The organism is Coraliomargarita sinensis (genome assembly GCF_003185655.1).
Classification (GTDB): Bacteria; Verrucomicrobiota; Verrucomicrobiia; order Opitutales; family Coraliomargaritaceae; genus Coraliomargarita_B; species Coraliomargarita_B sinensis.
Window position 1 is genome coordinate 16,344 of record NZ_QHJQ01000013.1, and the last position, 26,204, is coordinate 42,547.

The following is a 26,204-nucleotide window of genomic DNA, read 5'->3' on the forward strand; positions in this document are numbered from 1 at the left end:
ACATACGCATAAAACAAAAATGAATACCCAAAAACTCATCGATACCATCCGACAAACCGGATACGAAACTCATGTTTACTTTAAAAATGGTTACCTCGAAAAGGTATACGAGAATTCGTTGGCCAATCGCTTGAGAAAGAAGGGGCTAAAAGTTCGTCAGCAACACCCTCTCAACGTCATCGACGAAGACGGTAATGTAGTTGGAGAATATTTCGCAGATCTTTTTGTCGAGAACTCAGTCATCGTGGAACTGAAGGCACTCAAGAATTTGAATGAGAATCACTCGGCGCAGGTCCTCTCCTATTTGAAAACATCTCAAATCAAGCATGGCATGCTCATGAATTTTGGAGCAGCTAAGTTCGAAGTAAAAAAATATATTCTGTGACTTTTGTGCGTTCTGTGGTTCTCCACCCATGATCAATTCCCTCATACGCTTCTGCCTCGAGAACAAACTGGTCGTGATTTTATTCACGGTCGGGCTCATCATTTGGGGCTCCGCCGTCGCGCCCTTCGATTGGGAGTCCAGATGGCTTCCGCGCGATCCTGTTCCGGTCGATGCGATCCCGGACATCGGCGAAAATCAGCAGATTGTTTTCACCGAATGGACCGGACGCTCCCCCCAAGACATCGAGGACCAGATCACCTACCCCCTGACGACGGCCCTGCTCGGTTTGCCGCAAGTAAAGACGGTACGAAGCTACTCCATGTTCGGCTTCTCCTCGATTTATATTATTTTCAGGGAGGATGCCGAGTTCTATTGGACGCGCAGCCGCATCCTGGAGAAACTGAACAGCCTGCCCTCGGGCACCCTCCCCCAGGGCGTTTCCCCGCAACTCGGCCCAGACGCCACCGCGCTCGGGCAGGTTTTCTGGTATACGCTGGAAGGGATGGATTCCCGGGGAGAGCCCACCGGCGGTTGGGACCTCGACGAGCTGCGCAGCAGTCAAGACTGGTATGTGCGCTACGCCCTGCAGGGCGTCGAAGGCGTGGCTGAAGTCGCGTCAATCGGCGGATTTGTTAAGGAATACCAGGTCGACGTCGAACCGGATGCACTCCGCACGTACGACATCGCGCTGCACGAGGTCTTTGACGCGGTACGGGGTAGCAACCTTGATGTGGGCGCACGCACCATCGAGATCAACTCGGTGGAATATGTTATCCGCGGCCTTGGTTTCATCGAGGATCTCGATGATCTGCGAAAGAGCGTCATCACCCAGCGCGACAATGTGCCGATCACCCTCGAACAGGTCGCCTCCATCAATTTCGGTCCGGCGCTACGACGCGGCGCCCTGGACAAGGCCGGAGCTGAGGCAGTCGGAGGCGTAGTCGTTACCCGCTACGGGGAGAACCCCCTGGCCGTGATCCAGCGGGTGAAAGAAAAAATCAAGGAGATCTCCCCCGGCCTGCCCAAAAAGAAGCTGGAAGACGGTACGGTGAGCCAGGTTGAAATCGTGCCCTTTTACGACCGAACCGGTTTGATCTACGAAACTCTGGGCACGCTGGAAGATGCCGTCAGTCAGCAGATCCTCGTCTCGATCATCGTTGTGGTCCTCATGGTGCTGCACCTCCGCAGCGCGGCCCTGATCTCGGGAGTACTCCCGCTGGCCGTGCTCTTCTCCTTCATCGGAATGAAGCTCTTCGGCGTAGACGCCAATGTCGTCGCCCTCTCCGGCATCGCGATCGCCATCGGCACGATTGTGGATATGGGCGTGGTTCTGGTTGAAAATATCCTTAAACATTTGGATGAGGCACCGCCGGAGGAAAACCGGCTCGAGGTCGTCTATCGGGCCTGCTCGGAAGTGGGCGGTGCCGTGGTTACAGCCGTGCTGACCACGGTAATCAGCTTCCTGCCCGTCTTCACCATGCAGGGCGCCGAAGGAAAACTATTTACCCCGCTGGCCTACACCAAGACCTTCGCCCTGATCGGCTCCATCGTGGTAGCGCTGACCGTAATCCCGCCACTGGCGCACTGGCTTTTGGCCACAGAACGGCGCAAAAAAAGGCAAAACAAAACGAGTCCTGACAATAAATGGTGGCGCTTTTTTAGAAAATATTTTCGTGTCTTTTTGTGCCTCTTTGTGGCCCTCCTCACCGCCGTTTTCCTGGCCAAGGACTGGCGGCCCCTCGGTCCGGAATTCATCCTTAAAAACATCCTCTTTGTTGTTTTGACGATCGGTGGATTACTCGGCTTATTCTATCTCTTCATCCATTTCTACGCACGGATCCTCGGCTGGCTCTTGCGCTTCAAAACCATCTTTCTCGGCTTTTCCGCGATGATCCTGCTCTTCGGTTTTACCGTGTGGCTGGGCTGGAACACTCTCTTTGGCTGGCTGCCTGAATCGATCAAAAAGTCCGACACCTACAGCACGATGGCCCACACGGTGCCGGGGCTTGGCAAGGAATTCATGCCTGACCTCGACGAGGGTTCCTACCTGCTCATGCCCACCACCATGCCACACGCCTCGATTGGTGAAGCGATGGACGTCCTGAGCAAACAGGACATGGCGATCAATGCCATCCCCGAAATCGAAAGTGCTGTCGGGAAAATCGGCCGCGTCGAAAGTCCGCTGGATCCCGCGCCGATCTCGATGATTGAAACCATCATCACCTATAAGTCCGAATATAAGACGGACGAGGACGGCCACATTCTTACTTTCGCTTACAATAGCGCTACCGAACAATTCAAACGGGACGAGGCAGGCGAGCTTATTCCGGACGACGACGGCCGCCCCTACCGTCAGTGGCGCGACGAAATCGAAACCCCGGACGACATCTGGGAGGCCATCGTCGACGCGGCGACCATTCCGGGGACAACATCGGCGCCCAAGCTGCAGCCTATCGCCGCACGTATTGTCATGTTGCAGAGTGGCATGCGTGCGCCCATGGGCCTCAAGGTCTTCGGACCGGACTTGGAAACCCTGGAACAAGTCGCATTGGATATCGAAGCCTACCTCAAGCAAGTGCCCTCGATCAAAAGTGATGCAGTCCTGGCTGACCGGATCGTCGGTAAACCTTACCTGGAAATTGATATCGATCGGGATGCCATCGCCCGTTACGGGATCAAGATCAGGACGGTACAAGACGTGATCGAGGTGGCCGTCGGGGGCAAACCGATCACTCAAACCGTGGAGGGCCGCGAGCGCTACCCCGTCCGCGTACGGTACATGCGTGAGCTGCGCGATTCCATCGAATCAATTGAGAACATCCTTGTCGCCGCGCCCGACGGCACCCAGATCCCGATTCGTGAGCTTGCCACGATTCAATACGAGCGCGGCCCGCAGGTGATCAAAAGTGAGAACACCTTCCTCGTCGGCTACGTCATCTTCGACAAACGCGACGGCTTTGCCGAAGTCGAAGTGGTCGAGCAGGCCCAGAAATTCCTGCAGGAAAAAATCGACCGCGGCGAACTCGATATCCCGGGCGGCGTCAGCTATCAGTTTACCGGTAGCTACGAGAACCAGGTCCGCGCCGAAAAGCGCCTCCGCGTCGTCCTGCCTCTCGCACTCTTCCTGATCTGGCTGATTCTTTACTTCCAGTTCAAACGGGTCAGCGAGACCCTGATGGTCTTTTCCGGCATCGCCTTTGCCTGGTCCGGAGGCTTTATCCTGATCTGGCTTTACGCCCAGCCCTGGTTCATGGACGTCAGCCTGTCCGGCCACAACCTGCGGGAGCTCTTTCAAATGGGCACGATCAATCTCAGCGTTGCGGTTTGGGTTGGCTTCCTCGCTCTCTTCGGGATCGCCACCGACAACGGCGTGATCGTCTGCACCTACCTGCAACAGGTCTTTCGCGATCGTGAGCCCGAATCGATCGAGTCGATCCGGGCCGCAACGGTGGCCGCCGGCGAACGGCGCGTCAGACCGGCCATGATGACCAGCGCCACAACCATTCTCGCACTGCTGCCGGTTCTCACCTCCGCCGGGCGCGGCGCTGATATTATGGTTCCCATGGCCATCCCCTCATTCGGCGGGATGCTTCTGGCCGTTCTGACGGTTCTCGTGGTTCCCGTACTCTATTGTGGCTGGGCCGAAATCGTGCATCATCTAAGATCCCGGAAAAGCTAGCAATGGTACCGGAGACGGGACAGGCAGTTTTACCGCGAGCCCCAGCTTGCACAGAATTTCCCGCAAAATCTCGTTGCCCTTTCAGAGACACGCTTCAACTTCCGTCATCGGAGCACGTATTATTCCCTGATGAGCCAAAGCCTAGCCTGGAACCGGAAAGATCTGATCGACGTCGAGCACCTGTCGCGCGACGAGATTGAAACGATTTTCACTGCCGCCACCGCGTTTAAGCGCGCGATGGAGGCCGATGACAAGAAGCAGCCCTACCTCGAGGGGCGTACCGTCGTGAACCTTTTCCTCGAGCCCAGTACACGTACCCGCCTCGCCTTCGAAGTGGCGGCCAGCCGGCTCAGCGCCGATACGATCACGGTCACAGGCGGAGCCAGCAGCCTGACCAAGGGCGAAACCCTGCGCGATACGGCCCGCAACATGGAAGCGCTTAAGGCCGATATGATCATTATGCGCCACTCCGCTTCCGGCGCGCCCAATTATTTAAGTAAGGTCGTCGACATTCCGGTCATCAACGGCGGCGACGGCTCCCACGCCCATCCCACGCAGGCACTGCTGGACTCCTTTACGCTTCTGGAAAAGTTCGGCAGCCTGGAGGGTAAGAGAATCACCATACTCGGGGACATCCTTTTCAGCCGGGTGGCCCGCTCCAATATCTGGTGCCTGCAAAAACTCGGCGCCGAAGTCACGATCGCCGGTCCCAGCACCCTCGTGCCCAAAGAATTTGAAGCGCTCGGAGTCCACGTCTGCCACGATTTACAGGAAGCGCTGGAAGATGCCGACGCCGTCATGCTGCTGCGCATTCAGCACGAACGCCAGACTGCGACCCACTTCCCTTCCATCGGAGAATACACCAGCACCTTCGGGTTGAATAAACAACGTGCCAAGTGGCTGAAACTGGGTGCGATTATCATGCACCCCGGCCCGATCAACCGTGGCGTGGAGATCGACTCCGAACTGGCTGACTCCGAGCAGTCCGTGGTGCTCCAACAAGTCACAAACGGCATCGTCGTCCGCATGGCGGTGCTGCATCTCTGCTATTGCGCTCACAACGGGAAATCCATTGAGCTGCCGTAAGGACAGAGGGGTGATAACTGAATACTGAAGGACTGAAAAACCGGATTTACTATTTCTTATGAACGAAATTCTTTGGATTACAGGCGGCCGAATTATTGATCCCGCCAACAAACGCGACGAAACCGGGGACCTCTACTCCGTGGATGGCGTGCTGGTGGAGCAGCTCGATGACACCCAGAAAAAGGCCGCAACCAAAATCGATGCCAATGGACTGGTGGTCGCTCCCGGACTTGTCGATATCCATGTGCACTTCCGTGACCCCGGCCAGACGCACAAAGAGGATATCGCCAGTGGTTCACGATCCGCGGCCGCAGGCGGCTTCACCACCGTGGTCTGCATGCCGAACACCAGCCCCGTCTGTGACAATGCCGGCACCATCCAGCGAATCATGGACAAGGTCGCACGCGAATCGATCATCAATATCTACCCGACCGGTTGCCTGACGATTGGGATGGATGGCGAACAACTCGCCCCCACCGGACAGTTGAAAAAAGCGGGTGTTGTCGCGGTGACGGACGATGGCAAATGCGTGCAAAGCAATGAGATTATGCGCCGGGCAGTCGAATATGCCAAAATGCTGGATCTGCCGATCATGGACCACTGCCAGGATGCCAGCCTCACGCAGGGTGCGGTCATGAATGAGGGCGAGTGGTCTCTGCGACTAGGGCTGCGCGGATGGCCCAAAGCTGCTGAAGATATCATCGTCGCCCGAAATGTGATTCTGGCAGAACTCACGGGTGCCCATATCCACATGCAACACGTGAGCTCGGCCAACTCGGTCGATATCCTGCGACGCGCGATTGCGCGCGGGATCTCCGTGAGCGGCGAAGCAAGCCCACACCATATCGAGTTTACGGATGCCGATCTGAAAGACTACAACACGGTTTACAAGATGAACCCGCCCCTGCGGACCGATGCGGACAAGGAGGCCCTGATCGAAGGCCTTTGCGACGGTACCCTGGCCTGCATTGCCACGGATCACGCGCCCCATAGCCCCGACGAAAAGGACCGCGAATTCGATACCGCTCCGTTTGGCATCATCGGGTTGGAGAACTCCCTCGCGAGCAGCTTGGGCACGCTTTATCATAGCGGCCGGCTTTCCCTGAGCGAAGTGATTGCCCTGATGACGCACAAGGGCGCCGAACTCTGTAAGCTGGATGCCGGCACGCTCAGCGCCGGTGCGGATGCCGACATCTGCCTGTTCGATCCCGACGAGGAATGGACGGTCGATCCGAAGCAATTTTTCAGCAAGTCCCGCAATTGCCCCTGGGAAGGACAAACGCTCAAAGGAAAAGTGAAGTCGACCTTTGTCGCCGGCACACAGGTCTATGACGGGACTTCTATCTCGGCATAAGGAAAGACATGGACTCCCCGACACTCGATGCGCCCATCGTTATCGCATCACTTCTAATTCTCGCAGTACTCATCAGTAGTGCGGTGCTCTGGATTCGTCAGGTTCAACGGCCGCGGGATTTGGTTCGTCCGGACATAGGTGTCGCCTCCTGGTCGATTGGCTGGGTGAATTTCGGTATTTTCCTCATCGCAATGGTGTTTGCGGTCGTTCTCGCTCAAAATATCGGACTGGCCCTTTTACTGGAACCGGGCATGGGCGTGCCGGAATTGACCCCCTGGCTGGCCGTCGTATCAGTTTTTTTACTACAGGGGCCGATGTTTGCCGTCTTCTACCTCGCCAGGCGCTTTTACCCGGGGCGATACGCAGACCGCATCAGCAATGTGGAATACCCTCTGGTAGAATCTTTCAAGAAAGCACTGCCATTGTTTGTCATGTTCCTGCCGGTCATCTGGATCGCCACATTGATCTGGTCCAGTATTTTGGGCGCACTGGAACGAGCAGGGATGATCGATGAATTCGAGCCGCAGGAATTGGTCACACTTTTCCAGAGCGGTGGTGACTTGCTCGCCGTAGTCTTGCTCGTTTTCATGGCGGTTGTCGTCGCTCCGGTGGTCGAAGAAGTCATCTTCCGTGGTTGTATTTACCGCTTCCTGAAAAGTAAGACCACCATGCTCGGTGCTCAGGTGATGTCGGGGGCTATTTTTGCTCTGATGCATGGCAATCTGCTCTCGTTCGTCCCCCTGGTTATCGTCGGCGTTCTGCTTGCCCGGGTTTATGAAAAAACCGGAAGCTTGGCTGTCGCCATATGGTTCCACGCTTTTTTCAATGCATTCAGCCTGTGCATGCTCTTTATTACCGGAATGTCTGACAACATACCTCAAAGTTACTAGAAGATGTTTGAACTGTTTTGTTTCTGAAAACAGAGGGTTCAACCTGTGCGAACATGAGCTACATCTGTTAACCGGATTCCGGAAATGACCCACTCAGCGATAAATTAAAAACACTGCCGAATGACTGACTCACACGACAACCTCCGCATTGGCGACAGCCGCCCGCTGCTGCCCCCGGCCATCCTGATTGAAGAGCTCCCGCTCAGCGAAAAAGCCCGCGAGGTAACGGACCGTGGACGGGCTGAGAGCGCTGCCATTCTTTCAGGTAAGGATGATCGCCTCTGCGTCATCGTCGGCCCCTGCTCGATCCACGACCCCGGCGCCGCACAGGAATATGCCAGCCGGCTGCAGCCGCTGCATGAAAAATACAAAAACGATCTCCAAATCATCATGCGGGTCTACTTCGAAAAGCCACGCACGGTGGTCGGCTGGAAAGGACTGATCAACGACCCCTACCTGGACGGAAGTTTCGAGATCAACACGGGACTCCGCTACGGACGAAAACTGTTGCTGGATATTTGTGAGCTGGGCTTGCCCACGGGCGCCGAATTTCTCGACACCATCATCCCCCAATTCATTGCTGACGCCATTTCCTGGTCGGCCATTGGTGCCCGCACCACCGAGAGCCAGGTACACCGCGAACTGGCCTCCGGACTTTCCATGCCGGTCGGATTTAAAAACGGCACCGGCGGCAATGTGCAGATGGCGATCGATGCCGTGCGCTCGGCGCGCCAGCCTCACTGGTTCCCCTCGGTAACAAAACAAGGCGTGACCGCGATTTTTCAAACCACCGGAAATACGGACGCGCACGTCATCCTGCGCGGAGGCAGCCGGACCGGCCCGAACTATGAAGCCAAAGACATCGGACAGGTGATTGAACTGCTTCAAAACCACGACCTTCCGCCGCACCTGATCGTCGACTGCAGCCATGGCAACAGCAACAAAGACTACACCCGGCAAGGCGAAGTCGCCCGAAACCTGGCCGGACAAATTGCATCCGGCCAGCGCGGTATTGCCGGATTAATGCTGGAGAGTCACCTCGTGGCCGGCCGGCAGGACTACGACCCGAAGGGCAATAATACCTACGGGCAAAGCATCACCGACGGCTGTATCGATTTTGAAGCGACCGAGGTAATTCTCGGGGAGCTGGCGGAGGCCGTCCAGCAGCGGCGAAATGCCTAGTCCGACACGAACCGCCTAAACCAACTTCGCTCTACGAGCTACGATGCTTGGAGAGGCGGGACTCCAACACCGCACGCGGCTTTCGTACTGCTTTCAACTGACCGCAACCGGCGGCCACATCGATACCGCGTCGCTGACGCACGGTGCTGGGTAAGCCGGATTCCTGAATAATTTGTTGAAATGCACGAACGTCTGTTTCGTTGGGGGCCTGGCCTTCGAAGCCGTCCGTCGGATTAAGTGGGATCAAATTGACGTGCGCATCCATACCCTTGAGAAGACCGGCCAGCTTGTGCGCATGTTCGCGACTGTCATTGACCCCACCGATCAAGGTCCAGGCAAAGAAAACACGTGCCCGCTTAATCGCGGAATATTCCCGGCAGGCCTCCAACAAATCAGACAAAGGCCATTTTTTGTTTACGGGCACTAACTGTCCTCTCTCCTCGTCATCCGCTCCGTGCAAGCTCACCGCGAGTGAGTAACGCTTGGGATGACGCGCCAGTTTGAGGATACCGGGAATGTGCCCGACCGTACTGATCGCCACTCTCGCCGGACCGATATTGAGACCACGGGTATCGGTCAAAACATCCAAGGCATCCATGACGGCATCAAAGTTGGCCATCGGTTCACCCATGCCCATCATTACAATATTCCGGAGCCGTTCGCCATGCCTTTCCCTCAGGGCCCGCTCGACGTGGTGAGCCTGTGCCACGATTTCTCCCGCGCTCAAATTTCGGGAAAAACCCATTTGTCCTGTCGCACAAAAGACACAGCCCATGGCACATCCAACCTGACTGCTCAGGCAGGCCGTGTAACGTCCCGGAAAACCCATTCGTACCGACTCGACCTCGGTCTTGTCGCCCAGACGAAGCAGATACTTTTGAGTGAATCCGTCACTGCTGGGTGTGGCGTCGATTTCGTGGATATCACAGAATCCCGGGGCACGCTCGCCCTCCAACCAATTCCGCACTGGTGGCAAAATTCCCTCCAAAGACGTAATATCACTTCGAAGCAAGCGACGTTGAACTGCATTAAAAACGGGGCGCGCATGAACCGGATTGACCCCCGACTTCTCCAGGAGCTTCTCCAAATCCGCGTAGGTGCAGCCTTCTAATACGTCTTTCATCCTGTGTGGTTGCCGAAAATCGATAAAACGGTCAATACCGGGCAAGCTGAACCACTCAAATTTAGCTTTGCCATGGGGAGGCAGTTTCACCCATAGTAACGATGTCTTAATAATGACATATCACCCTAAATGAAGGATTATCATGAATACACTACTGAAACTGACACTCAGCACACTGCTCTTCTTCAGCCTTTGCTTCGCAACCGGCTGTGAAAAAAGCGCCAGCGACAAAGCTGAAGATGCTGTCGAAGATGCCGCGGATGCAGTCGAAGATGCTGCGGACAACATGCAAGACGCAGTCAACTAGACATATCGCTCTTATAACAAGAAGCGCTTCTCCTCGGGGAAGCGCTTTTTTATGCCCGGACTGAGTATACGAGAACTTTTCTGCCTCTCACAATTTTTCTCTGCCGTTCGCAGGGCTAGGCGCTTACCGGCAGCTAACCCCTAAATGCGCGCTCTGTTGAAGCCGTCATCACCCCTTCCGGTCATCCAACTCTCTGCTTTCGGCCAGCGGCACTTTGACCCAGAAGGTGGTACCTACGCTCTTTTCACTTTCGAATGCAATTGTTCCGTTCAGTATCTGCACCGAACGTTTTACTATGGCGAGCCCGACTCCCGCCCCCTCAAAATGACGACTTGGGCTCGTATCTTCCTGGGTAAACGTTTCAAAAAGCTGGGATTGAAACGCTTCATCAATGCCCACTCCGGTGTCCGTACATTGGAAGCAAAGCTCATGGTTTTTCCTGTATAACCTGAATGTTATGGTCCCTTCGTTCGTGAACTTCACCGCATTCAGAACAAGATGCCACAAAATCTGACGAAGGTACTGTTTACTGCTGTATATTTCCGCATCTTCACCGGGGATTTTTTCGACCCGCAGCTTGAGCTTCTTTTTTTCGATTTCCGGAACCATGGGTGCGATGACTTCATCCAGCAAATCGTTGGCATTAAATGATTCACTGGGAGGTGGCCCCTGATTAATCGCATCTTCGCTCAGAAACAATACATCGGAAATCAATTCGGTCAGCGCGTGTGCTGATTTCGAAATCGTGCTCACGCTTTCTTTGGTAAAGCTCTCTTCAGTTGTCTCACCTACCAGTTCCGAAAGGCCGAGGATTGCGTTCAACGGTGTGCGGATTTCGTGGCTCATATTCGAGTAAAAGCGCTCTTTCACCAGTTGGACGGACTGCTCGATTTCACGTGCTTCATTGGCCCGTTTCAAATAAAGGCACAGCGATATCAGTAGCAGCACGGTAAGCAGACATAACACAGCACAAACCACGTAGATGAGCCCACGGGACGGTGCGTGTTGCGGCCAACCATCCTTGGGCGCAATCGCCATTTCCCACGAGCCATGAAAGAAAGGGACGGGATAAAGAACCGCTCCGGAATAAAAGAGATCCCTATCCCCCAGAAAAACCGCCCCATTCGCCCCCAAACCATCTTTGCCGCGCAGAGCGATTTCCAGATTTGAACTATCCAGCGGCAGATCCGCCTGTTCATAAATTGATTCCACCCGAATCGGAGTTGAGATAATCCCCCAAAAATCCTCGGCTTCAAACCTCCCGTTCGTGGTAAACACCGGAAAACGTCCGATGATCGCCTCCCCACCCTGAACCAACTCAACCGGTCCGGCGATGATGGGCTGCTTCGTCTTTTCTATTTGTCGGATAGCATCGATCTGCTCCGGTAAATCTTCATAGCTCATATTCAGTACGGCTTCGTTCCCCTCCAATGGATAAACGAATCGATTCACTAAATCGGGAGCTGCGGCGATGTTCACCAGCCCGGGAATCGCATCAAACATGCGCGCACAGATTTCTGCATATTCCTCCTGAGTGATATCGTCCTCGAATCCGATATAACTGGCCAAGCCGGAAACTAGAAAAAAAGACGAGTTGACCTCGGCTTCCAACCGGGAAGCAATCAGGGCCGCCTCTTGAAAAACGACGGCGCGCACCTCCTGTAAATAGTGCCTGTAAGTGGTCCGCTCCGTCGTATGCGCAAAGAGACCGAAAATCAGACAAATCACCAGCGCAACCGCAGCAATCGATCCGCAACTGGGATTAAGTAGACGGCTGCGATCAATAATGGGATCAAGCTGTCCCTCAAGGCCTTTGTTTTGTGTGCTCTTGAGAGACATATGACAGGACTTTAGTACTGACCGTTCTCGCGCGCCTCTAGTTCTTCCAGTTCACGCTGCGCTTCGGCAATACGGGCCTGTGCCTCTTGAATACGGCGTGCACGCTCTTGGGATTCTTCAAAAGCCTTCTTTTTCGCAGCCAACTCGGCTTCAACCCGTGCCGCCTCACGCTCGGCTGCGGCGACATCCGAGTCGGTCGCAGTACTGGCAATCGCATCCTGGGCGCGCTGTTTCTCCAAGGTCTCAATTTCTTTCTCCAATTTTTGCTGCTCCAGGACTTCCTGTTCGTATTCATACTGGCGTTGTGCCTCAGCTGCCTCCAGCGCCTCCTTGCGCTTATCATACTGGCTACCAGCCATGCCGCCTAGTATACCGCCAATAATGGCACCGGCCACGACGTTGGTATCACTTCCATCGCCCATGTTATTGCCCGCGACCCCGCCGGCGATCGCGCCCAGCACCGCCCCGGTATTTCGGCCGGTATTCCCCGAGCTGGTAGTCGTCTGACAGCCACTGAAAAACAAGATACAGGAGAGAATCGCAAAGGGTAGTAATTTTTGCATAATAGTATCAATAAGTGGCCTTGCAGAAATTGCAATGCGTAGAATAATCAGATCTCCGCCAGATTTATTGAGTTCCAAAATTTTCCTATGAGCTTACGAAACCCCGAACGCGGCCTACTTTCAGTCAAAGGCCTGATCTTTTCCATGGGCCTGATCGCCTCATTTATCTTCGTCGGTACGATTTACGGGCTGGTCATTCGCCCGGAAGCGAACAAGGCGGCCCTGGCGACCAGCTACGGGGTCGATGCCGGCACCTCCTTATCCAGTTTCTTCGTTATCCTGAAGGACTACGAGCAGCAGATCTGCCTCTCTCTCTTTCTCTGGGGGATCATGATCCTGGTTTATAAATTTATCCTGTTGCAAGGTGAAATCAAGGTGGTCAACGAATACGAACCGGACATACTCGAGGAAGCCGAAACCGAAAGCTCACCGGGTGGCCGCAGCATCACCCGCGAGGAGGCAAAGGCCATTGCCTCCAAAGTCGACGACGACAGCCGCAAGCCGGAGTTTCACAACAAATTACTCCCCTATGTGGTGGCACGTGGACTGGAGCGCTACCACATCACCGGAAGTGTCCCGGAAGCCACCGAAACCATGATGGGCCGTATTGAAGTCGCTTCCGAACAGCAGGAAAGTGAACTCTCCATGCTGCGCTATCTGGTTTGGGCCATTCCCTCCATCGGCTTCATCGGCACCGTACGGGGAATTGGCGTCGCCCTGCGCCGGGCGGACGAAGCGCTGCAGGGTGATATCTCGGGTGTGACTTCGGCTCTGGGGGTGGCTTTCAACTCCACTCTCGTCGCGCTCATCATCAGTATCATGCTCATGCTCCTCATCCATCTGCTACAAAGCAGTCAGGAGGGGCTTATCCTGCGCTTGCAGACCTTCTGCCGCGAACAGATTCTCGATAAATTGTTCGAGCAGAGCTCGGAAGACAGGAGGCAGAAGTCAGAAGACAGAGGTCAGAGGACTGGGATCAAGCCCGCTGAACTGACTGCGCCACCGGAAGAAGAGGGATCATGAAAAAGCGCCGCGAGGCACAAAGTTCCGCACTTTCCTTCATGGACTGCATTTGCTGCGGTTTCGGTGCCGTGCTCCTGCTTTTTATTCTGACGACCAAAAAGCAAATCATTCTGAGTAGCGAGGAAGCCAGCCAGTCGCAGGAGGCCGCGGAAACCCTCCAGGCCGCCATCAAAGAAACCGAGGCGCAGCAGAAGGCCCTGGAAAAGGAAATCGAAGCACTCGATCCACAACCGGATACCAACGCCACCAGCCTTTCCGAACTTGCCGCCGAACAGGAACGCCTGGCCAAAGCGGTCGAAAATCAGGCTCAGGAACTCAAAGCCCTGGAAGCGCAAGTCGAGCCGAAACAAGCTCCGGCCTCACTGGACCGTCCGTCCGCCGACCAAAGCTACCTTTCCGGCCTGCGATTGCGCGGTCCGCGCGCAGTTATCCTTCTGGAAAGTTCCGGCAGCATGCTCGCGGAGACAGCCGCCGAAGCAGTCACTATCATGCAGCAGGGCGGCTGGCAAAAGGCGGACAAATGGCTGCGTGCCAAAGAATCTCTCAAGGCGGTCCTGGCCGCCATTCCCAAAGGCACCCAAGTCGCCGTTTTTCAAATGGCCGAAAGCACCGGCCCGCTCAGCGGCAGTCCGGGCAACCCCTACATCGACCCCTACGACAACGCCGCCCTGGTCAGCCTGCTGGACCGTCTCGAAAACCTTGAAGCCCGCGGTGGGGCCGACCTCGCTCAGGGCATGCGTACCGTGGCCAACCTCAAAGAACGTGCCAGCAGCCTGCTGCTGATCGGTGACGGCCTCCCTACCGCTCCCGCACCTCCCGGGCGGGGACTGTCAGAGGCCGAACGGGTCAACCTCTTCAACCGGGCCATGGCCACGCGACCCAACTACCCCTTCAACGCCATTCTCTTTCCCTTCGAAGGCGACCCCTCCGCCGCCGGCCTCTTCTGGCAACTCAGCGGCCGCACCAATGGGATCACCCTCATCCCCGACAACGATTGGCCGACAATTTGAACTGAAAACCGGACAACTGGTCACTGGATAACTGTTGTATGATAAAAAGACGCCCCATCGAGGTCTTCAGCCTCTCGTTTCTCGACTGTCTCTGCTGTGGATTCGGGGCGATTCTGCTGCTTTTCATTCTAACGATCGGTTCGGGCCCACACGGTGTCGAAAGTGAAATTGACGTACCCACCCTGCAAGCCATGCGGGAAAAGCTGGCCATGCTGGAGGCCGACATTGCCAAAAAGTCCGCCATCCTCGAAGCGGCCATCAACAGCGAGGACAAGAGTGAGGAACGTGCGCGCATCCTCTCCCTCATACAGGAACTCGAATCGCAACTGGCCGACCTGCGACAGGAATATGAAAGCCGGAAAGCCAACCTGAGCACCGCACAACAGGCTGCGGCTGAGGCGAACCGTTTGCTGCAAAGTTTCAAACACGAGGACCTGCCACCGATCGGCCTGCCTGCGGATGCCACTCACGTCGCCTTCGTCATCGACACCTCAGGCAGCATGCGCAACCAGATGACGAAGCAACTCCACTACGGCGTAACCGAGCAGATACGCGAGTTACTCGACAGCCTCCCGGAAGTGCGTAGTATTCAATTCCTTGATACAAGCGGAAACTACATGCTCGGCGGACGCAGTGGCTTCTGGCTCCCCGACACGCCGGGCCTGCGCCAGCAGGCGCTTCGACAAATCCTCCGGTACCCGGTCCTGAGTGTCAGCGACCCCGAGTCCGGGGTACGGCGTTCCATTCAGGATCTTAAGCCACAAGTCGGCCCGGACGGGAAAATGAGCATCTACGTGGTCGGCGATGACTTCCGTGGTTCCACGCAGAGCTTTTTATTGAAACTCGACCGACTCAACCCGCGCAATCCGAACACCGGCAAGCGTCCGGTTTCCATCAGTGCCATCGGTTTCCCCACCCTGATCAACCCCTTCCAAATCGGCGCCCCGCAGGGCAACGCCCGTTTTGCCAATATTATGCGCGAGATTGCCGAGGCCCATGACGGTGTCCTCATTCTCAAGCCGAGTATTTGAGAAGTCCCCACCCCCAAAGGGGCTTCGTTCACCTTAGACCGAGAGCTCAGGCCGAACGGCGGATAGCGACATCGACGCTCGGGCAATGCCGATGAACACTTCAAGCCCTCCCAAATCTTAACACTTGAAATACTGACGATAATGATCCGAAAAATCCTCAAATTTGCGCGCAACGTTATGCTGGGAGTAGGCTTTGTGATAGGCGCGGTTTGGATCTACATCGCTCAACCCTCACTTTGGAAAAATGATCCCATAAAATTGGAGGTCAATGAGGCGCGACTCACGGAGGTGGTTCAAAAACTGTCGATCGACTTTCATCCAAGAAACTTCAGCAGCTACGACAATCTAACGCAGACCGCTGCTTACATCGAAGAACACTTCCGAAAGGCCGGAGGCACCGTGGAGATGCAGGAGTTTATCGCCAACGGCAGCAGCTACCGGAACGTGCGCGGTTTTTTCGGCGATAAGACCAGACCCCGACTGGTCATCGGGGCCCATTACGACACCCACAGCCAGACACCCGGCGCGGACGATAATGCCAGTGGCGTAGCCGGTCTCATCGAACTGGCCTATCTTCTGGGTAAGACCACCCCGAGCAATTGTATCGAGTTGGTCGCTTATCCGCTTGAAGAACCACCCTTTTTTGCCACCGAAAATATGGGCAGCTACATTCATGCGGAATCTCTCAGCCGGGAGAATGTCCCGGTCAGCGGTATGATTGCCCTGGAGATGATCGGCTACTTCTCGAACGAATCCGGCTCTCAAAGCTATCCTTCGCGTCTTTTGTATCTTTTCTACCCCCACAAAGGAAATTTCATCGCCGTGGCGGGGAACTTGAAACAGCGCAATTACATCGCCAAAGTGAAAGCTGGCATGAAAGGAGTCACTGACCTAAAGGTGTATTCGATCGCCGCACCCCAGCAGCTCTCCGGGATCGATTTCTCCGACCACCGGAACTATTGGACCTTCGATTATGATGCCGTCATGGTGACGGATACAGCCTTTTACCGAAACGAAGCCTATCATACCGCAAACGACACCTCGAACCGCCTGAACTATGCGAAAATGGCTGATGTGGTACGGGCGGTGTATCACTACGCGACCATGGAATAACCTGATACCAGCGCGTGACTTTTTCCGATAGAAACGCAGCGAGTCCTCAGGCAAGTTCCGCGCCCGCCTTCTCTTTCGCCAACCAACGTTCTATGCGGCCGACCGCTTCCGTCCGGCGGGGATCGTCCGGCTTCATCCGATTGAGGATATTCAAAGCCGTTTCAGCATAGTCTATCGCGGTTGCGCTTTGCAGCTTATCAAGTTCAGCATGCTTGATCTCGCCGTCCCGGATCATTTTACGGGCATCGGCCTCGATTTCCATGCTGGCACCGCCAGGGGCGCGGCTGTCGCCCTTGGCTTTGCCACCGGAACCGGAGCTTGAGCCTTGGCCGGCGCCACTGGAGGAGCCATCGTTCTCCACCTTCTGGCTGCCCCCGCGAGGCTGACGTTCGATCCCGGCAGGATATTGCTTCCCGTCCTTACCAGTCACCTCTCTCGGACTTTCAATACGATTGAGTTTTTCCATCTCCAGGCGACAACGTCGGACAAGGTCGGGCGAAACTTTGCACATCTCGGCGATCACCGCATTCGACATATTCGGCCACTCCTCCAGAGCGACCTCGCAGGCATTCCGTTTGTCGGCATTGGAACGGTAGATCCCGTTGGTGGCATTCGCCCCTAGAGCGTGCCGCAGCGCATCGGTACGAGAGCCTTCGTAGACCACCGCCGCGATCGTCTCAAATTCGTTGCGCTGCGCCGCAAGAAAGCGGTGAAACCCATCGGCTAGCCAGAAGTTGGATCCATCGTAATAGGTGACGACCGGCGGGAATTGAGCCCCTTCCAGCATGGCTTCGGCATAGCTGGAGATGGCTTCGTCGTTTGTCGCGACACGTGCCTGCGTGCCTCCGTAAATATCAATTTTTTCGAGTGCTAAGTCTTGGTTTTGCATAAAGCGCGCAGTTCTGAGTCACTTCCCGAACAATGACAACCTGTGATTGCGAATTTTCTGCAAGCGTTCGTCTCGGCAGCAACCGACACGTGGAAAGTTTACAGCTATGACTTTACAGCCGGGCATTTCAGGGCGACTTTGCTCCTGTGGCTTCTTTGGAGACCCAGATCCTTGTGCCGGACCTCTGGCAGCAGCGTGCCGTCAATCTGCTAGATGCGGGGCACGATGTGATTGTGGACGCTCCGACCGGCAGCGGGAAAACTTATATATTTGAGCTCTTGATCGAACAGCATGCCTTTCGGCGTTGCATCTACACCGTGCCGACGCGGGCGCTGGCCAATGACAAGTTCCGCGAATGGGAGGCCAAGGGCTGGCGGGTCGGCATTGAAACCGGTGACCTCTGCTTGAACCCGGATGCGCCCGTGATCGTGGCCACACTGGAGACGCAAAAGCGGCGGCTCATGCTGGGCAAGGGACCCGACCTGCTTGTCGTGGATGAATATCAGATGCTGGGGGATCCCGCCCGCGGAATGAATTATGAGTTGGCCCTGGCCTTGGCTCCGCCTGAGACGAGGCTACTTCTTTTAAGTGGCAGCGTCGCGAACCCGGCCGACGTGCAAAACTGGCTCAGCCGCAGTGAGCGCTCCGTGCAACTGGTTCGGCATCCCGAGCGTCCGGTACCGCTGGAAGAAATTTCCCTCGACGGTCTCCCCCAGCTCCCGGCCCGCAGCAGCATTCAGGGCCGGTGGCCGCGCTACATCACCCGTGCCCTGCAAGCCGGACTGGGGCCCATTTTGATCTTTGCCCCGCGCCGGAAGGCCGCCGAAACACTGGCTCTGCAATTGAGCCGACAACTGGAGGAGCCGGATGCGATTGCCCTCACCGCCGAGCAAAAGGCTGTCGCCGGTCCGCAACTGACGGCCTGTTTGAAACAACGGATTGCCTTTCACCACAGTGGCATGAGTTACAGCCAACGCGCCGCACTGGTTGAGCCTCTGGCCAAGGCCTGCCAGTTGAAAGTGATCGTAGCCACTACCGGGCTGGCCGCCGGGATTAATTTCGCCATGCGTTCGGTTTTGATCTCCGACAATGAATACCGGGTGGCGGAAGCGCATCGCTACCTTCGACCGGATGAACTCCTGCAAATGTTCGGCCGGGCCGGCCGCCGCGGGCTGGACAAGCGTGGCTTCGCGCTGCAAACCACCGGCACGCCGCGACTGAGTGAGGCCCGCCCCACTCCCCTCCGGCGTGAGGACAAGGTGGACTGGCCCTCCCTGCTCACCGTCCTGCAAATTGCTTCCGAATCGAAGCAATCTCCCCTCGACGCGACCAGAGATTTAACACGCCGTCTTTTCACCAAGCGTCCAATTGTGCTCGGTCTGGAAAATTTCCTCAAACGACGGACATCTCTTAGTCCGGAGACGAAGGCCAATAAGCCCGCGGATCAGGTGCTCTCGGGCGGTACGGTGCGCGAGTTTCTAAACAGCGAGGGCATTTGGGAACGCAAACGGGCCGCGTCTCTGGCACCACTTAAAGACTGCCTGATGCGGCGGGGTGACGATTGGGTTCCTGCGCTTTCCGGCCCGAAAATCCCCGCGAGCTTGAAACTGGGCACGCTCTGGAAACAAGGCCGTGGCAAAGATAAACGCTACGGCCTGAAAGTCATTCTGGCACGTTTCCCGACCAAAACCGATAATGATAAACTACAACTTGCCAAATGGCTGAGACGTTCGCTGCGGGAGGAGGCCCGTGCCGGGGGCAAGCGCCCCAACGTGGCCAAATTTTGGACTCTGGAGACAATCGAGAAGAAGCTTGTGCCCCGAATCGGCTGGCACACAAACGGCGGACGCCTCGTAAAACTCGAAGCCAGCGGCGACGACCTGACCGCCTACCTCGATTACAGCGAAGCGCAAATGCACGCCTATAAGGACTTGCAAGGCAAAGCCCTGCTCAACCCGAAGGAACGCGACCGGGAAATACCCGGCAGCCGCGATGCCCCGGGCAAGCAGACCGATCAGCCCGGCAGTACGAATTCGGTCGCCGAGCAATGGTTCCAGCTCGGCTTGATTGACCGTCAGGCCCGGCCCAACCGTCGGGGTATTCTCTTTTCTTTCTTCAACCATGCCGAGGGCTTGGCGATCTCCGCCGGACTGGAGGATGAGGCCTACCCCATCGAAGAACTACTCTACGATCTGGCCAACATACGTGCGGGACATCGATTCAACGCACTGGCACTGGGCGGCCGCCCCTTGACTCACCTTTGCCAGAAGAACTACGGGGCCGTCAACATTCCCGGTTATCTCCGCCGTGGCTTGCCGGAAGACTACGGCGAAGGCGCCAGCGAGATCCTCTACAACATCGACACCGGCAGCAGCCATGCCTCCGCCTATCTCGACGACGAACTGAGCCGGGGCGATATTGAACGGGCCCAACTGGAATGGCGCAGCCTGCGTGCGCACATTGCCCATGCCCCCGATTACGACTGGGACCGATGGATGGCCTTGAAAGAGGCTTGCCTGAAATCGATCCATCGAGAGCAGCGCGCACTGCCCTTTGAGAATCTACCGCCACTCACGCCGCAACAACGCTCGACACAGGCCTGGCAGAAATTAATTTGAATAAAACATGATTCAGCCAGGTTTATTCCCGCCCGTAAGTTCTGCGGAACAAGTCGTAGTGGCTCCGTTTGCGGCGGCCCTACGAAATAACACCAGTCGCCCCGGCCTACCGTTTCACCACGGCTAACATGATTTCCCACAAACAGCTCGCCAACTGGTATGCCCAACTCGGACAACACCTGGAGGCAGGTGTTCTTCTTGCGGATGCCCTGCGGCTGTGTGAGGGGCCGCCGCCCAAAGGCCGCAACAAAATGGCTGACCGTATCCAGAACGGGGATACGGTTGAGGAAGTGTTGCGTGATGCCCCGAAATGGCTGCCGAGGGCGGACCGCTACTTTCTGGCGGCCGCGATGGAAACCGGCAGCCTGCCCCGCACCCTGCAGAACCTTTCCGACCGCCATGACCGTGTCGGCGCAACAAAACTCAAGGTTATCCTCGGCCTGCTCTATCCTCTCGGCGTCTTTCACATAGCGGCCCTGCTCCTTCCGATCATCCGCATGATCGATTACGAAGTCGGCTTCAAATGGGACGCTGCGATCTACGCGGTGCAAGTCCTGACATTGCTTATCCCGGTATGGGGCCTGCTTGCCTTGATTTACTACCTTGCCCATAGCGATCACCCGCTGCTGCCGCGCCTCCTGCGATGCCTCCCACTTCTCAAAAAATACAGTGAGATGCAGGCCATGGCCGACTTCTCTTATTCCCTCGGCACATTCATCGCCGCCGGTGTCCCCGCTCCCAGCGCCTGGCGCTTGTCCGGCAAGGTCGTTAATGACGCCCGCTTTCATGCCGTTCTGAAAAGACTGGAACCGGTCTTTGCCAGCGGCAATGATCCGGCGCACGAGCTCAAGCAATTCAAGTGCTTCCCACCGGAATTTTGCGCTTTTTATAAGACCGGAGCAGACAGCGGCAATCTCGATCAAAACCTCATCCATGCCGGACGCCAATTCCAGGACAAGGCCAACACCGCCACGACCGTTGCCGCACTGGTCTATCCCTCGTTAATCTTCGCCGTCATCGCCGGATTCATCATCATAACAATCTTTCAGGTCTACGGAAACTACCTGAATATCTTCGACCAATTCTGAACGGGATCCCGCATCCCGGATCACGCACCCCGCTTTCTCATCCAACAGACTTCTTCACAGCCCACCGGCCGGCTCGGATACGTCTCGCGGGGGGTATAGGACTCGACAAGCTCAAAGTCATCGTGGAACAAAGCGTGAATTTCTTCACCCGAGATCGGATGCGGCGGGCCATCTCCATCATAATTTGAGACTTCCCGGAAGAACACGGCGAGAAACTGCCCCCCGCGCTTGAGTACTTTGTTGAGGGAGGACAGGTAGGCCTCGCGTTGCGAAGGCTCGATCGCACAGAGGCAGGTGTGCTCGACCACCCAATCAAACGAACCAGACAACCCTGCTTCAGGATTGAGAAAATCCCCCAGGACATAGGATTCTCCGCCAACCGGAGCAAACGCAGCCGCTTTTCTCAGTGCTCCAGGGGCAATATCCAGGCCGGTGACTTGCACGCCGTGCTTCGCCAGAAGACGGACGTCGTGGCCCGTGCCACAACCGGGCACCAGGGCTCTGCCTTGCAGCGAATGCTCCTTCAGAAATTTCATCAACGGCGGGGCTGCGTAGCCTTTATCCCAGGGCGTCTCGTCAACCTCGTAGGCTTTGTCCCAGTCGCGTGCCATCCCGTTTCGTGTAGATACAAAAGTGGCCAGGCACCCTACGGCACACGTGGATCCAACTGCCGCTGCTCCCTTCCGGGCCTGACGGGGTTTGCTGGTCCGACGTTGCATAGGACCCGGCCATCAATGAAGAGACGCGCAAACTCCCCGTTCTTCAACCTTAAAATCATCTTTTCATTTAAAGTCGCTACTCGTTTCCGTAGGGGGTGAACACGCGAATGTTGTGGAATATTCCAAAACCCTCGCGGGCATCGCCTGAACGGCGCTCCGGGCATGCGCACGCACAGCCCTGCTGACATCGCAAATCCCAGGTCGCCGAGCCCTTTCAAAGAGAATTCGGTCTTGGACGTTCGATGTTCCGCGTTCAATGTTGTTACCATGCAGCCCGTCACCACTCAAAAACGTAAGCAGTTCTTCCCGATCAACGGCCTCTTTCGGGAATATTTGGAGACCTACCAGCGTAGTGTCGACCTACCGGTGACTTACGAGGACATGCTCAAATATGAAGACGCTTTTCCCCTATTGAACCGGGATGGCGAAGACACGCTCTGGCAAACCCTGATCTTTGAAGCGGTTTACGGGCGTGAACTTTATGAGGGGCTGAAAAAGATTTACGTCCTCCTGCGTTCGGGTGGCGACGAGTCCATCATGCGCAACCTCTACATCGACCGGGTGGATTTTTGCACCTTCGGCAACACCAAGCCGATGCGCGTGCGCGTGGTCAACCAGCACAACGACAACCACGACTATTTCTACGTCAAGAAGGCCGACGCCTCCCGGGTCTATGGGCTGGAACTGGAAGAACTGCTTTCCCCCAACCATATCAACTTTCTGGTCTACGAGGACACGTTGATCGAAGAGCATATCATCGGCGTGCCCGGCGATGATTTCATCCGGGACTACATGCCCCGTCCCGATTTGCACGAGGTGCGCCTGGCCAAAGAATTCATTAAATTCAACGAGCGTTGCTTTGTGCGCCTGCTTGGTGACATGCGTGCCTACAACTACGTTGTGGAAGTCACACCCGACTTCGAGGAAAACCAGTACCGGGTGCGTGCGATTGATTTCGATCAGCAATGCTACGAAGGCCGGCGCACTCTCTACCTCCCGCAATTTTTCAAGAATAACCTACCGGTGGTCAACCTCTGCACGGAGCTGATCAACGTGGAAACCAGTCTGCAATACCAACGGGAGGAGCGGGCCCTGATCAAGCGTCGCCTCAACTTCGCTCTCGAACGCGTCCAGCAGCTCCGCGAGTGCATGTGTGCCGATAAAATCTCCAGCACCGAAAAAACCCATCAGCTACGCAAGGAACTCGCCACCATGCACGACGACTTCCGCTTCATGCTTTGCCAGTCCATGGGCGAGATTACGTTCCTAAACATCACCATCACGCTGGGGCTCAAAGGCAAGGCAGCCTACTTTCCGGAAGGAGACTGAGGCACCTACCATGGAGAATCAAGGCAGGCCGAAGGTCGTGTAAAGATCGTAATCACTGGTGAATTTGGAATTGTAACCCGTTCTCGCCTTGGCTTTTAAAATCAGTTCGGGCGATCGCTCCCATGCCGTTTTGGAAGACTTCACTTTGACGATCTTACCACTCCGGTCGCGAAGCACGACAAGATAGCCGCCATACTCAAAACCGCCGTAGTCAGGGTCATACCTGCAGGCAAAATTCTTACCCACCCAACGTGCTTTTTCTCCGGGTGGTACTTTTATAGTAAAGTCCTGTTTACTCAAAATTGCGTAGAGCCTGCCGCTCATGATCTCCCTGCCCACGACAACGGCCGTCCCTTTAATGTCTGTGTAAGTTTTATAGACTTCATCGCTGGTCAGAACCACCTCCGGCTCAAATCTAACCACACGGTCATCAATGTCACCGTAGTTATTCTCGTCGTCATCACGCCCCCTTAAAAATGCGATCGACAACTTGGAGTCGGCCTGAATTTCGGCCTTGTCGATCAGTGTCTGCTGTTTTTTCACCCATGCGCGTATGTCCTTACGGTCATTCATAGAAAACATACTGAGGTCCACGTCCTTGAAGACGCGACCATCCCGGCGCTCGATCGTTACTTTCTCCAAGGTCGCTTCGACTATTTTGGCCTCAATCTTGGAACCGTCCTGGCTGGTAAAGGTGCGGTATTCGTCGTCCGCGTACCCTGTTAAGCTGGATACAGCGAGCAATGCAGACAGGAATACTTTTCCGAAATTTTTCATTTCTAACTACAGTTTGCAAAAAGGCTGCCTGCATACAATTAAATTCAAGCTGTATGTGTCGTTTCGATAAAAACTTATCAGGAAAAATGTGAATATTACTTCACGCCATAGGCCTTCCGCACTTCTTCGCCGATGATTGCAAGCCCGCGCTCGACCGTATCATCGGACATGGCATAGCTGATGCGCAGGCATTCGCGCTGGTGCGCCCAGTCCGGCTCGTCGAGACCCGGAAAGAAATCCTCCCCTGGAATCACAAGAACCCCTCTGGCTTTCAACCGTTCGTAGAGTTGGCGCGAGGTAATGGGCAGGTCGGGACACCAGAGCCAGAGAAAGAGCGCTCCCTCCGGTTCGTGAATGCGGCAGGGCAACCCTTCCAGATTGGCCTCCAAACGCTCCGAGGCATGCCCCACCTTGCGTTGGTAGTAAGGGCGGATCACTTCGTCACTCAGGAGGAATAGTTGCTGCTTCTGCAGCAACCTCAAGCCGATCTCCGGTCCCATCGAAGGCGTCGCCAGGCATTGAATCGTATTGGCCCGGCCGAGTGCCTTCACAATTTCCGGCTTGGCAATCACAATACCGGTGCGGGTGGCCGGCAAACCGAACTTTGAAAGACTCATGCAGAGAATGACATGTTCTTCCCAAAAGGGCTTGGCATCATTGAACACGATACGGGGGAAAGGCAGCCCGTAGGCATTATCGAGGATAAGGGGGATGCCCGCTTTTTTCGTCAGTGCCGAGAGCTGTGACACCTCGTTGTCCGTGAGCACATTCCCGGTCGGGTTCGTCGGACGACTGAGACAAACTGCCGCCACGTCATCCTTCAGCTCGTAAGCCTCGGGATGCACCCGATATTTAAAGCGGAACTGCCCATGCAGCTCAATCTCGGGTCGGTGCGAGCGAAAGAGGCCGGGCCCCACGCCGATATCCCCGTACCCGATGTACTCCGGAACCAGGGGCAGGTGAATTTTGCGCCCCCTCCCCGCCAAAGCGTTGAAGAGCGTAAAGAACGAGGCCTGGGAGCCCGGGGAGAGAAAGATGTTCTCCGCAGTAATGGGCCAGCCGAAGCGGGCGTTCAATTCTGTGGCAAGCGCCTCCCGAAAGGCCGGGTGCCCGGCCGGCGGATCGTAATCGCCCAACATCCGGGAGCATAATACCGGATCGTCCACGATCTCGCTCAACGTCTTTTGAATAATATCCTTAACCTCGGGGATATGGGCCGGGTTGCCGCCCCCCAGCATCAATGTGTTGGCATCCCGTTTGGCGAGAGCCTCGCCCAGGTCCTCCATCAGGTTGGAGATTCCGCTTTCACCGCAATACGCCTGTCCGAATTCACTTTTAATCACAGGTGATGTATTAACGCCTTCCCCCCGCTCTTTGCAGTCAAAAAGCGTGCAGTCCTTCAAAAATATCGCTTTCTTAGTTGATTCATCATCTCAGCCATCAAATTTGATCTCTATGAAAAATATAATCATTGCTCTATTGCTCCCCACCCTCGCCCTTGCCGGCGAGACGATTTCACTTTTCAACGGCAAGGACCTGAGTGGCTGGACCATGGACATTCCCGCTCATGACAAAGCCGGCCCGGAAGACACGGCGACAATCGAGAACGGAGTGATCACCATCGACACCCACAAGGCAAAATGGTGGCTGTCCGTGCCTAGCTTTATTGTTCGCGACGGACTGCTGGTCAGTTTGGGCAAGCAAGGCGGCCATCTCATCACGGAGAAAGCATACTCTGACTACGAACTGGTCGTCGAATACCGCTTCAGTAAAACGCCCGGAAATTGCGGCGTGCTCGTACATGCTTCGACGCCACGTTGCCTGTACAAAATGTTTCCCAAATCCATCGAGGTGCAAATGATGCATGAGAATGCCGGCGACTTTTGGGTGATCTGTGAAGATATCGAAGTGCCTAACATGGAGGAACGTCGACCACGCAAAGAAGACCAGAAATTTGGCGGTAAAGCGGGCGATGCGCGCCAGATCCTGAAGCTCACCGACGCGGAAAATCCACTGGGCGAATGGAACACCATGAAGATCGTCTGCAAAGGCGATGAGATCATTGTCCACGTCAATGATGTACTGGTAAACCACGGCTTCAACAGCACCGCCACCTCCGGCAAGATCGCCCTGCAGGCCGAAGGCTCGGAAGTGGAGTTCCGCAAAGTGGAACTGACCCCGCTATCGAAGTGACTCATA

General features: G+C 55.8%; 22 protein-coding genes and 1 other RNA gene. 15 read left to right on the plus strand and 8 right to left on the minus strand.

Features of this window, described 5'->3' with window-relative positions:
* Positions 1-19 precede the first annotated feature (19 nt).
* The 6 genes from DDZ13_RS13915 (at position 20) to DDZ13_RS13940 (ending at position 8,576) form a co-directional block, all read left to right on the plus strand.
* Positions 20-385 (plus strand): GxxExxY protein, encoded by a 366-nt coding sequence (locus DDZ13_RS13915; protein ID WP_110132071.1) that lies wholly within the window; start codon positions 20-22, stop codon positions 383-385.
* Positions 386-413: 28 nt separating this feature from the next.
* Complete coding sequence (locus DDZ13_RS13920) at positions 414-4,064, plus strand: efflux RND transporter permease subunit (protein ID WP_110132072.1); 3,651 nt, start codon at positions 414-416, stop codon at positions 4,062-4,064.
* A gap of 129 nt (positions 4,065-4,193) precedes the next feature.
* Positions 4,194-5,150: an aspartate carbamoyltransferase catalytic subunit gene (locus DDZ13_RS13925; protein WP_110132073.1), complete on the plus strand. Its 957-nt coding sequence runs from the start codon at positions 4,194-4,196 to the stop codon at positions 5,148-5,150.
* Between the two features lie 58 nt (positions 5,151-5,208).
* Positions 5,209-6,504: a dihydroorotase gene (locus DDZ13_RS13930; RefSeq protein ID WP_199221138.1), complete on the plus strand. Its 1,296-nt coding sequence runs from the start codon at positions 5,209-5,211 to the stop codon at positions 6,502-6,504.
* 8 nt (positions 6,505-6,512) lie between these two features.
* Complete coding sequence (locus DDZ13_RS13935) at positions 6,513-7,394, plus strand: CPBP family intramembrane glutamic endopeptidase (RefSeq protein ID WP_110132074.1); 882 nt, start codon at positions 6,513-6,515, stop codon at positions 7,392-7,394.
* A 120-nt stretch (positions 7,395-7,514) separates the two neighbouring features.
* Positions 7,515-8,576 carry a 3-deoxy-7-phosphoheptulonate synthase gene (locus tag DDZ13_RS13940; protein WP_110132075.1) on the plus strand — a complete coding sequence of 354 codons (1,062 nt, stop codon included), beginning with the start codon at positions 7,515-7,517 and terminating at the stop codon, positions 8,574-8,576.
* 31 nt (positions 8,577-8,607) lie between these two features.
* Here the strand turns inward: DDZ13_RS13940 and rlmN are convergent, their stop codons facing one another.
* Positions 8,608-9,699 carry a dual-specificity RNA methyltransferase RlmN gene (gene rlmN / locus DDZ13_RS13945; protein ID WP_110132076.1) on the minus strand — a complete coding sequence of 364 codons (1,092 nt, stop codon included), beginning with the start codon at positions 9,697-9,699 and terminating at the stop codon, positions 8,608-8,610.
* A gap of 142 nt (positions 9,700-9,841) precedes the next feature.
* On the opposite strand from rlmN, the gene DDZ13_RS15645 reads away from it, so the two are divergent.
* Positions 9,842-10,006, plus strand: a complete 165-nt coding sequence (locus DDZ13_RS15645) for a hypothetical protein (protein WP_199221139.1) — start codon at positions 9,842-9,844, stop codon at positions 10,004-10,006.
* 168 nt (positions 10,007-10,174) lie between these two features.
* On the opposite strand, the gene DDZ13_RS13950 is transcribed toward DDZ13_RS15645, so the two are convergent.
* Together DDZ13_RS13950 and DDZ13_RS13955 are read right to left on the minus strand one after the other, a co-directional pair.
* A complete protein-coding gene (locus tag DDZ13_RS13950; RefSeq protein WP_110132077.1) occupies positions 10,175-11,845 on the minus strand; it encodes a sensor histidine kinase in 1,671 nt (556 codons plus the stop codon).
* An 11-nt stretch (positions 11,846-11,856) separates the two neighbouring features.
* Positions 11,857-12,408 (minus strand): glycine zipper 2TM domain-containing protein, encoded by a 552-nt coding sequence (locus DDZ13_RS13955; RefSeq protein WP_110132078.1) that lies wholly within the window; start codon positions 12,406-12,408, stop codon positions 11,857-11,859.
* 87 nt (positions 12,409-12,495) lie between these two features.
* Here DDZ13_RS13955 and DDZ13_RS13960 point away from each other — a divergent pair, with 87 nt between their 5' ends.
* The 4 genes from DDZ13_RS13960 to DDZ13_RS13975 all read left to right on the plus strand — a co-directional run bounded on the left by DDZ13_RS13960 (position 12,496) and on the right by DDZ13_RS13975 (position 16,585).
* Positions 12,496-13,431, plus strand: a complete 936-nt coding sequence (locus DDZ13_RS13960; protein ID WP_199221140.1) for a MotA/TolQ/ExbB proton channel family protein — start codon at positions 12,496-12,498, stop codon at positions 13,429-13,431.
* A complete protein-coding gene (locus DDZ13_RS13965; RefSeq protein ID WP_110132079.1) occupies positions 13,428-14,441 on the plus strand; it encodes a vWA domain-containing protein in 1,014 nt (337 codons plus the stop codon). The genes DDZ13_RS13960 and DDZ13_RS13965 overlap by 4 nt, the downstream gene beginning before the upstream one ends.
* A 38-nt stretch (positions 14,442-14,479) precedes the next feature.
* A complete protein-coding gene (locus DDZ13_RS13970) occupies positions 14,480-15,472 on the plus strand; it encodes a vWA domain-containing protein (RefSeq protein WP_110132080.1) in 993 nt (330 codons plus the stop codon).
* Positions 15,473-15,613: 141 nt separating this feature from the next.
* Positions 15,614-16,585, plus strand: coding sequence for a M28 family peptidase (locus DDZ13_RS13975; RefSeq protein WP_110132081.1), 972 nt, complete (start codon positions 15,614-15,616; stop codon positions 16,583-16,585).
* Between the two features lie 46 nt (positions 16,586-16,631).
* Here the strand turns inward: DDZ13_RS13975 and DDZ13_RS13980 are convergent, their stop codons facing one another.
* Entirely contained in the window at positions 16,632-17,474 is an 843-nt protein-coding gene (locus tag DDZ13_RS13980; RefSeq protein WP_110132082.1) for a ParB N-terminal domain-containing protein, read from the minus strand.
* Between the two features lie 146 nt (positions 17,475-17,620).
* On the opposite strand from DDZ13_RS13980, the gene DDZ13_RS13985 reads away from it, so the two are divergent.
* Complete coding sequence (locus DDZ13_RS13985; protein WP_110132083.1) at positions 17,621-20,092, plus strand: DEAD/DEAH box helicase; 2,472 nt, start codon at positions 17,621-17,623, stop codon at positions 20,090-20,092.
* A 128-nt stretch (positions 20,093-20,220) separates the two neighbouring features.
* Positions 20,221-21,180, plus strand: coding sequence for a type II secretion system F family protein (locus DDZ13_RS13990; RefSeq protein WP_110132084.1), 960 nt, complete (start codon positions 20,221-20,223; stop codon positions 21,178-21,180).
* 20 nt (positions 21,181-21,200) lie between these two features.
* Here DDZ13_RS13990 and DDZ13_RS13995 read toward each other — a convergent pair whose 3' ends face one another.
* Both DDZ13_RS13995 and ffs read right to left on the minus strand, forming a co-directional pair.
* Positions 21,201-21,791, minus strand: a complete 591-nt coding sequence (locus DDZ13_RS13995) for a methyltransferase domain-containing protein (protein WP_110132085.1) — start codon at positions 21,789-21,791, stop codon at positions 21,201-21,203.
* Positions 21,792-21,812: 21 nt separating this feature from the next.
* Positions 21,813-21,910: signal recognition particle sRNA small type (gene ffs / locus DDZ13_RS14000), an RNA gene on the minus strand.
* Between the two features lie 256 nt (positions 21,911-22,166).
* On the opposite strand from ffs, the gene DDZ13_RS14005 reads away from it, so the two are divergent.
* Positions 22,167-23,228: a hypothetical protein gene (locus tag DDZ13_RS14005; RefSeq protein WP_110132086.1), complete on the plus strand. Its 1,062-nt coding sequence runs from the start codon at positions 22,167-22,169 to the stop codon at positions 23,226-23,228.
* Positions 23,229-23,246: 18 nt separating this feature from the next.
* On the opposite strand, the gene DDZ13_RS14010 is transcribed toward DDZ13_RS14005, so the two are convergent.
* On the minus strand, positions 23,247-24,005 hold the full coding sequence (locus DDZ13_RS14010; RefSeq protein WP_110132087.1) for a hypothetical protein: 759 nt from the start codon (positions 24,003-24,005) through the stop codon (positions 23,247-23,249).
* A gap of 95 nt (positions 24,006-24,100) precedes the next feature.
* Complete coding sequence (locus tag DDZ13_RS14015) at positions 24,101-25,348, minus strand: valine--pyruvate transaminase (protein WP_110132127.1); 1,248 nt, start codon at positions 25,346-25,348, stop codon at positions 24,101-24,103.
* Positions 25,349-25,460: 112 nt separating this feature from the next.
* On the opposite strand from DDZ13_RS14015, the gene DDZ13_RS14020 reads away from it, so the two are divergent.
* Positions 25,461-26,198: a 3-keto-disaccharide hydrolase gene (locus tag DDZ13_RS14020; protein ID WP_110132088.1), complete on the plus strand. Its 738-nt coding sequence runs from the start codon at positions 25,461-25,463 to the stop codon at positions 26,196-26,198.
* Positions 26,199-26,204 lie beyond the last annotated feature (6 nt).